Source organism: Virgisporangium aurantiacum (assembly GCF_016863635.1).
Lineage (GTDB): Bacteria > Actinomycetota > Actinomycetes > Mycobacteriales > Micromonosporaceae > Virgisporangium > Virgisporangium aurantiacum.
Window position 1 is genome coordinate 1 of record NZ_BOPG01000146.1, and the last position, 9,621, is coordinate 9,621.

Below are 9,621 nucleotides of genomic sequence, written 5' to 3' on the forward strand. Positions count from 1 at the left end.
GGCCACCCACCACCGAACCAACCATCGAACCGACACCCCCACCATCGATGACAGTGGCGAGGTCGCCGAGCACCGGGTGGTCGAACAACGCGGCGAGAGGCAATTCCACGTCCCACGTCGTCTGAATCCGCGCAATGAGTTGGGTCGCCAACAACGAGTGGCCACCGAGGTGGAAGAAGTTGTCGCGGATGCCCGGTCGCTCCACCCGGAGCAACTCCGCCCACAGATCGGCGAGGAGCTGCTCCGTCGGCGTGCGCGGCGGCTGGTAGCCGGTGGCAAGGTCCGGACGGACGGTCTCGGGCGGTGGCAACGCGGCGCGATCGACCTTTCCGGTCGGCGTGTGGGGCAGTTCCGGCACCGGGACGAAGACCGACGGAATCATGTGTTCGGGCAGCAGCGTCGATGCGAACGTCCGCAACTGGTCCGTGGTCGGCACCGGGGTACCGGCGGCGGGGGTAAGGTAGCCGACGAGCCGCCGGCGGCCCGCGCTGTCGATGTCGACGCGCACCGCCGCCTGGGCGACGTGCGGATGGGTGGCAATGGCCGCTTCCACCTCACCGGGCTCGATTCGGTAGCCGCGCACCTTGACCTGGTCATCGAGGCGACCGAGCAGTTGGATCGTTCCGTCCGGCAGATATCGGCCGAGATCCCCGGTGCGGTACAACCGGGAGCCGTCGCCGGCGAAGGGGTGGGCCACGAACCGGTCGGCGGTCAATCCGGGCCGGCCGAGATATCCGCGTCCGACCCCCGCGCCGCCGAGGTAGACCTCTCCGGTGACACCGATGGGCGTCGGTTGGGCCCACGGGTCCAGGACGTATGCCTCGCTGTTGTGGATCGGTCTGCCTACCGGCAGCGTTGTCGACGCCGGGCGATCATCCGGCGGGTAACTGAACGACATGGAGTAGATCGCGGCTTCTGTTGCCCCGTAGACGTTGTGCAGTGCACGGCCGTCGGCCCACGTGGCGGCGAGGTCGGTCGGGCATGGCTCGCCGCCGACCATGACGGTGGTGACACCTGGGAATGCGTCGCTGTCGAGCGTCTGCAACCCGGAGGGCGTGAAGCCGATCATCCTGGCCCCGATGCGGCGCGCCAGCCTGGCCAGCGCGCCCGGCTCGATGATCGTCTCCCGGTCAACCACGTGCAAGGTCGCGCCCGCGGCGAGCGCCGTGAAGACCTCCTGCAGACACGGGTCGAAGCTGGACGGTGAGGTCTGCAGCACCGTCGTCCCAGGCGCGACTCCGAGCAGCCCGATCGAGTGCCGGATGGCGTTGGCGAAGCCCCGATGGCACACGGCCGCCGCCTTCGGCGTGCCGGTGGAACCCGAGGTGTACATCACGTACGCGAGACTGTCTCCATCGGGCCGTGGAAGCCGCTGGTGCACCGCATCGGCAGGCGTGTCTGCGTCCATGACGATCACGCGGTCGGCGAGTGCTCCGAGGCGAGGCGCCGCGTCCCGGTCGCTGATCAGGACCCCGGCGCCGGCGTCGGCGAACATCCAGGACAGTCGTTGCTCCGGGTAGTCGGGGTCAAGCGGCAGGGCGGCCCCACCCGCCTTCGCAACCGCCAGCAGCGCCACCACCAGGTCGATCGACCGTGGCACAGCGATGCCGACCAGCTTTTCCGGACCGACGCCCGCCGCGGCCAGACGGTGCGCGAGGTGGTCGGCGCGCTCCATCAGGGTCCCGTAGGTTACGTGCCGGGTGCGGTGCACCACCGCGACGCTGTCCGGGTGAAGGCAGGCCTGGGCGTCGACAAGCTCGTGGACGTGGGCGTTGCCCGCCGATGCAGTGTCGTTCCAGCCCGTGACGATCCGTCTGCGCTCGTCGGTACCGAGCAGGTCGACCTGTGACATTCTGCGGCTCGGATCGACGGCGACGGCGGCCAACACGTTGGCGTAGTGGCCGAGCAGGCACTCCACCGTTGCCCGGTCGAACAGATCCGAGCTGTACTCGACCGCGCCGGTGAGCGGGCCGCCCGTCGGGCCGCCGCTGAGAGCGACGGTCATGTCGAACCGCGACGTCTGCCAGGGGACCGCGAAGGCGCACGACTGTGTCTCGCCCAGGGTCGGGTCGGGCATCGCGGTGTTGTCGAAGCTGAGCACCACCTGGAAGAGCGGGTGTCGGCTCAGGTCCCGGTCCGGCTGAAGTCGCTCGACCAGCTGCTCGAACGGAACATCCTGGTGGGTGTACGCGCCGAGAGCGGTCTGGCGTACGCGCGCGAGTACGTCGGTGAAGGCGGGGTCACCGGAGAGATCCGTACGCAGGACCAGTGTGTTGACGAAGAAGCCGATCAGGTCCTCGGTCTCCACGCCGGTGCGGCCGGCCACCGGCGTGCCGACGACGATGTCGCGTTGGCCGCAGTACCGGGCGAGCAGCACCTTGAAACCCGCCAGCAGGGTCATGAACATGGTGACCTGGTTCTGCCGGGAGACCGCGCGGAGGCGGTCCGCGACAGCGGCCGGGATGTCGAAGAAGGCCAGCTCCCCCGCGCCCGAGTAGACCCCACGGCGCGGTCGGTCGGTGGGCAGTTCCGTCACCGACGCGCCGTCCAGCCGCTCGCGCCAGTACCGCGTCTGCTCGTCGAGCACGTCGCCGCGCAGCCACGCCCGCTGCCACGTGGCGTAGTCGCCGTACTGGACGGGCAACGGCGTCAGTTCCGCCTCGCCGGTGCCGCAGAATGCCGCGTACAACGTGGACAGTTCGCGGCGCAGAATCCCGGCCGACCACTCGTCGCACGCGATGTGGTGCAGCGTCAACGCCAGCACGTGGTCATCGACGGCTAGGCGGAAGAGCCGGGCCCGCAGCGGCGCGGCCGCCGCCAGATCGAACGGACGGGAGACCTCCGCGGCCACCAGGCGACGGGCGTCCGCAATCGGGTCACCGACCGCCGATGCGGTCAGGTCGTCGACCGGCAACGGCACGGGCGCCGGCGGATCGGCTATCTGGCCGGGGACGCCGTTGTCGGACACGTACCGCGTGCGTAGCACCTCGTGGCGGGCGGCGATCTCGGTGATGGCGCGGGCCACCGCGGTGGTGTCGAGCCGACCGATCAGGCGCACAACGATCGGCACGTTGTAGTCGCCACTGTCGGGACGCATCCGGTGCAGGAACCACATGCGCTGCTGTGAGAACGACAGCGGCAGCGGACCGTCGCGCGGAACAGACACCAGGGGCGCCGCGAGATCCGCGTGCGCCGCGCGGTCCACCGCGGAAGCGAAGTCGGTGAGCGCCGGGGCGGCGAAGAAGTCGGCGAGGCGGATGTCGCGCCCGAAGGCCGATCGCACCCGAGACACCATTCTGGTAGCCAGCAACGAGTGGCCGCCGAGGTTCAGGAAGTTGTCACGGCCGCCGACCGTGTCCAGCCCGAGGACGTCCGCCCAGATACCGGCGATCATCTCCTCGGTGGGTGACCGCGGTGCGACCGGTTCGCGAGCGGGTGTGGCATCGACCGTGCGCGGCGCGGGCAGCGCCCGCCGGTCGACCTTCCCGTTGGCCGACAACGGAAGCCGCGGCAGCGCAGTCACCGCGTCGGGAACAAGGTGGCGCGGCAGCCGCGTGGCGAGGAACGCGAGCAGTTCACCGGTTTCCGGTGCGGACGACGGGTCGGCGGCCACCACGTACGCGATCAGCTGCGGCAGGTCCGCGGTATCGGTGCGTACCGTCACGGCTGCCTGTCCGACCCCGGGATGGACGGCGAGCGCCGCTTCGATCTCGGCCGGTTCGATCCGGTAACCACGCACCTTGATCTGGTCGTCGACGCGCCCGAGGAAGTCCAGGTTCCCGTCCGCCAGCCGCCGCACCCGGTCGCCGGTGCGGTACATGCGGCTCCCGTCCGCCGCAAAGGGATCGGCGACGAACCGCTCAGCGGTGAGTCCCGTTCGGCCGAGGTAGCCGCGAGCGAGGCCGGCACCGGCGATGTACAGCTCACCGGGCACGCCGACCGCAACGGCGCGGAGGTGGCGGTCCAGCACATGGCAAGCCGTGTTGGCCACCGGTCCGCCGATCGTCGGCGCCGGGGACATGGGCCGGATCCGGTCCGTGGCCGTGGCACAGACCGCTGTCTCGGTCGGCCCGTACGCGTTGATCAGGCGCCGTCCCTCCGACCACGCGGACGCAACCTCCGCCGGCAGCCGCTCGCCAGCGGCCACCACAGTGCCCAGTCCGGGCACCCGCCCCGCGTCGAGGACGCCGAGCAGCGACGGCGGCAGCGTTGCGATCGTCACATCACCGGCGATCAACTCCGCGACGAGCTCCCCGACCTCCCGACGTGCGTGTGCCGACACCACCACCAGCGCCGCGCCGCTGCCGAAGGCCATCACCATTTCCCAGACCGACGCGTCGAAGCCCGCGGCGGCGAACTGGGCGACCCGGTCCTCGGGGCCGACACACAGCAGACGGCGCTGCGCTCCGATCAGGTTGGACAAGCCGCCATGGGTCACCATCACGGCCTTGGGCCGACCGGTGGACCCGGAGGTGTAGATGGCGTACGCCAGGCTCTCCGGCCTCACGGCCGATCTCGGCGGGGTTGGCGAGGCGGCGTCGATGGCCCCGGTGTGGTCGGGGTCGTCGAGGCACAGCAACAGCCGCTGACCGCGGAGGTCCGACCGCCCGCTCTCCACCAGCCGTCGTTGGGAGATCAACAGACGAGCATGAGCGCCGTCGAGCAGCGAGGTGCGCCGCTCGGGTGGGTCGTCGAAGTTGATCGGCAGGTACGTTCCACCCGCCTTGAGGACGCCCAGGAAGGCGACCGCCGTGTCTAGACCGGGTTCCAGGCAGACGCCGACGACGGACTCGTAGGCGACGCCCAGGGCGCGAAGTCGCTGGGCAAGCTGGTTCGCCCGCCGATCCAGGCCGCCGTAGGTGAGCGTCCCGTCCGCCGCAATGACCGCGGGTGCGTGCGGCGTCCGGGTCGCCTGGTCCGTGACGATCTCGGGTGTCAGCCTGGCCGGTACCTCGGTCGTGGTGTCGTTCCAGCGCAGCAGGTCGGCCCGTTCATCGGTGGTCAGCACGTCGACGTCGGCCAGGCGCCGGTGCGGATCAGCGGCCATGGCCGCCAGCAGGGTCGCCACGTGCCCGGCCATGCGTTCCACCGTCGATCTGTCGAAGCGGGCGCGCAGGTATGAAATGGCGAAGTCCAGTGGCTCCCCGGCTCCGATCGCGAGAGTGATCGGGTAGTGGCTGCGGGCGAGTGGGCTGCCGTCGTACGTGAGGATGAGGTCGTCATGACCGGCCCGGCCGGCGTCGCTCGGTGTGCCGCCGGGGAAGTTCTCGACGACGATGATGCTGTCGAAGAGAGCCATGCCGGGCGGCACCCGACTCCAGCGGTGGATATCGACCAGGGAGACGTGCGCGAACGGCTCGGTACGCAGGAGTTGGTCCTGCAACTCGGTGAGCCACTCCACCAGGCGGGCGCCGGGCGTGACGTGCACCGGCACGGGAACGGTGTTGATGAACATGCCGACCATGTCCTCGGAGCCGGTCAGCTCCGGTGGACGTCCTGACACGGTGGCGCCGAACACGACAAGGTCCTCGCCGCTGTAGCGGGCCAGGAGCAGAGCCCACGCACCGCGCACGATCGTGCTCAGAGTCAGCCGGTGGCGTCGCGTGAACGCAGTGAGCTCGTGAGACAGCGCCTCGGGCAGTTGGCAGCGCAGCTCGGCGTGAGCCTGCCCCGGCTCCGGCTGCTCGGTGTTGTCACGATCGCGGGCGGTGTCCACGGCCAGGGAGGTGGGAGCGGTGACTTCTTCCATGGCCCGTCGCCAATAGGCTTCGGCCGCCGGCAGATCCCGTGTCTGCAGCCAGGCGACGTAGTCGCGGAACGGCCGGCGCGACGGCAGTTCGGGCTGCCGTCCCTCGACGAACGCGCGGTAACTCGTGACCACCTCGTCGAGCACGATCGGTACGCTCCATCCGTCGAGGACGACGTGATGGTGGGTGAGCACCATGCGGTACTCCCGCTCCCCCAGCCGGAGCACCGTCACCCGCAGCAGCGGCGCCACCGACAGGTCGAATCCGAGCGCACGGTCGTCGGCGAGCATGCGCGCGAAGCGCTGTTCCCGCTCCGCCGGGGTGGCGGCGCGCCAGTCCTGGCACCGGATCGGCACCCGCGCGTCGGTCATGACCAGCTGAAGGGGATTCGGCACGTCCTCCCAGACGACCGCGGTACGCAGTACCGGATGGCGGCTGGTCACGTGTTCCCACGCTCTGCCGAGCGCCGCGACATCGAGACGCCCGGTGAACGGCATGCTGAGTTGCTCCACGTACGCCCCGGACCCGGGTTCCCGCAGGCTGTGGAAGAGCAGGCCCTGCTGAATCGGCGTCAGCGGGTAGCCATCCGCGAATGCGGCCGAGGTCGCGATCCCAACCGTGCTCACGTCTGCCCCCCGCCCCGGGTCATCCGTGCCAGCAGCGCGTTCAGCTGCGCCTGGTCGAGCCCCGCCAGTGGGAAGTCGGACGGCGTCGCCTGCGGCGTCCCGGTGTCCAGGCAGAGGGTGATCAGCGCGCGGAGCGTCGCGAGGTACCGATCGGCCAGTGCCGAAACGGTGCTCACGGCGTGCACGTCGGTGGAGTACCCGATGGTGAGATGGAACCGCCCACCTTGCACAGCGGCGTCAAAGGTCAGCGTGTAGGGCCGCGGCCCGCGCGTCCCGTGGACGGGCCCCGTCGGTCCGGGCACGACGCTGAACGGCGGCGGCTCAGCCGCGACGGCGCCGGCAGGGCCGAGCTGTCCCACGTAGTTGAAGCTGCACTCCGCCATCGGGCGCGCCGCCAGCTCGTCGGCGAGTTCCGACGGCCCGAGCCAACGCGCGACGCCGTAGGGAAGTCCACGGCGCGGCAGACGCCGAAGCTGCTCCTTGACGTCCACGAGCGAGTCAGCAAGCGGAGCCGCCGGCTGCACGCGCAGCGACACCGGGAAGAGGCTCGTGAACCATCCGACGGTGCGCGCCGGGTCCGGTGAGCCCTCCCCCACCTCACGACCGTGCCCCTCGAGGTCGACCAGGACGTCTGTCTGTCCCGTCCAGTCGGCGAGGGTTCGCGCGAGCGCCGTCAGCAGCAGGTCGTTCATCTGGGTGCTGTACGTCCGGTGCACCGGGCCGGTGAGCTGGCTGGTGGACTCGGGATCGAGGGTGACCGTGACCCTGGCCTCGGTCGCCCACGTGTTGCTGCCCGCCGGGTTGTCCACGGGTAGCGCACGCGGTCGGCGCGGCATCGAGTCCAGCCAGTACGCGGCCTCCCGGAGGAGCTCGGGTCCCCGCGCGTACTCGACGAGATAACGGGCCCATTCCTGATAGGAGCTCGTCTTCGCAGGCAAGCGGATCGGTTGACCGGCTTCCAGTTGACGGTATGCGGTCGCCAGATCCTCGATCAGGAACTGCCACGAAACGGCGTCGACGGCGAAATGGTGTATGGCGACCAGATGCCTGACACAGCGCCGGTCCCGGTCCCTCACCAAACCAAGCCGCAACAGGGGGCCGTGTTCGAGGTCCATCCCGGAATGCGCACGCTCGCCGACCAGCGACAGCGCGGCTCCGAGGTCGGAGCCGGTCGGAACGTCCGTCGTGTCCACCTCGATGCCGCCGCGGTCGTCGGAGTACGACTGGATCCATCCGCGGTCCGGATGCCGGGACAGCCGGAGCCGCAAGGCGTCATGGTGGTCGATCAACGCCTGCCATGCGGTGCTCAGTAGGGCCACGTCGACGTCGGCAGGTGCCGACAACAGCACGGCCTGGTTGAAATGGTCCGGCTCCGGCAGGTCGCGCGCGAGGAACCAGTGCTGGATCGGCGTCAGTGGAACCGGTCCGGTGAGGGCGTCCTGCTCTCCGGGCTCGGTCGCCGGCATTTCCGCCACGGTTGTCGCCAACCCGGCAATGGTCTGCTCCGCGAAGAGGAGCCGCGCGGTCACGTCCAGTCCGACCGCCCGAGCCCTGGTGATCATCTGAAGGCTCTTGATCGAGTCTCCGCCGAGCTCGAAGAAGTTGTCCCGCACGCCGACCAGGTCGACGTTCAACACCTCGGCCCAGATTCCGGCCAGGGCCTCTTCGACGGGGGTGCTCGGTGCGACATAGGTCTCGGCCAGGCGCGCGCGGCTCCGGTCCGGCGGTGGTAGGGCGCTGCGATCCACCTTGCCGTTCGGCGTAACCGGTAGGCGATCCAGCCACACGTACATCGCCGGCAGCATCTGGGCGGGCAGCCGACGTTCCAGGAACCGCCGAAGTTCGTCCACCCCGGGCGGATCGGTTGCCGTCGCGGGGACCAGGTAGGCGACGATCCTTTGTTGGTCACCGTCGGGCTGCAATGCGGCCGCAGCTTGCGCGACACCGTCGTGGCCGGCCAGTACGGCCTCGATCTCACCGAGCTCGATGCGCAGACCAGCCACCTTCACCTGGTCGTCGACGCGGCCCAGGAACTCCAACTGCCCGTCGGCCCGCCATCGGGCCCGGTCGCCGGTCCGGTACATCCGGCGGCCGTCCGCGGTGTACGGATCGGCGACGAAGGCCGCCGCGGTGAGCTCCGGCCGACCCAGGTAGCCCCGCGCGACGCCGCCACCGCCGATGTACACCTCCCCCGGCACACCGATCGGCGTGAGCCCCAGGCCGACATCGAGGACGTAGACGGCGGCGTTGCTCAGGGGCCGTCCGATCGACACTGGCCGTACGTCCTCTGGCAGACACCGGGCGGTGGTCGCGGAGATCGTCGTCTCCGTCGGCCCGTATGCGTTGAAGAACCGGCGGCCGAGTGCCCATCGGGCAATCAGGTCACGAGGAAATGCCTCTCCTCCCGTCACGAGGGTATGCAGAGACGGCAGGTCGGCCGGAGGCAGAACCCCGAGAAGCGAGGGGGGAATCTGCGCGATCGTGACCCGTTCCCGGTGAAGCAGATCCACAAGCTCGGTGGCGGACTGCTCGCGCATCGCGTTCGAGACCACCAGAGTGGCTCCCGCGGTGAGCGCCATGAGAATCTCGGACAATGCGACGTCGAAGCTGATGGACAGCAACTGCAGAATGCGGTCCTCTGGCGTTGCCCGGAAGAGATCCTGCTGTGCTCGCGCGAATCCTGAAAGTGCGCCGTGGGTTCCGACCACGCCCTTGGGTGTACCGGTCGAGCCGGACGTGTAGATCAGGTACGCGATCTGCTCCTGACGCGGACGCGCGGGCACCCAGGAGTCGTCTGCGGCCTGGGGGACGGTGAGGTGCGCCAGCGTGGCCGGCGTGAGGTGCAGGTCAGGCTGAGCGCTGGTGATCATGGTGCTCAGCCGCTCGGGCGGGTAGTCCGGGTCCAGGGGTAGGTAGGCCGCGCCGGCATACCAGACGGCCAGTAGCGCGACGACCAGATCGACCCCGCGAGGCAGCTCGACCGCGACGATCGGTTCAGCGTGGCGGGACTCGCACATCTGTTCCCGCATTTGGTAGGCAAGATGGCGGGCCCGGTCGTGGAGCTGTCCGTAGCTGATTTCATGCCGGATGCCGCTTGTCGCGTCGATGACGGCGGGGTGATCCGGCCTGGCTACGGCGTGGGCGGCGATGTGCTTGTGGACCGGTTCTGTGCCCTGGGCGGTCACTTCTGTGGTGGTGAGGTGACGGAGTTGCGTGGTTTGGGCGTCGGTGAGGAGGGCCAGGTGGGT

General features: G+C 69.8%; 2 protein-coding genes. Both read right to left on the reverse strand.

Annotation, left to right across the window (positions count from 1 at the left end):
• Positions 1-6,373: non-ribosomal peptide synthetase (locus tag Vau01_RS62420; RefSeq protein WP_204015055.1), on the reverse strand; the 6,373-nt coding region annotated here is incomplete at its 3' end.
• Positions 6,370-9,558, reverse strand: a complete 3,189-nt coding sequence (locus tag Vau01_RS62425) for a non-ribosomal peptide synthetase (protein WP_204015058.1) — start codon at positions 9,556-9,558, stop codon at positions 6,370-6,372. The genes Vau01_RS62420 and Vau01_RS62425, both read right to left, overlap by 4 nt.
• Positions 9,559-9,621 lie beyond the last annotated feature (63 nt).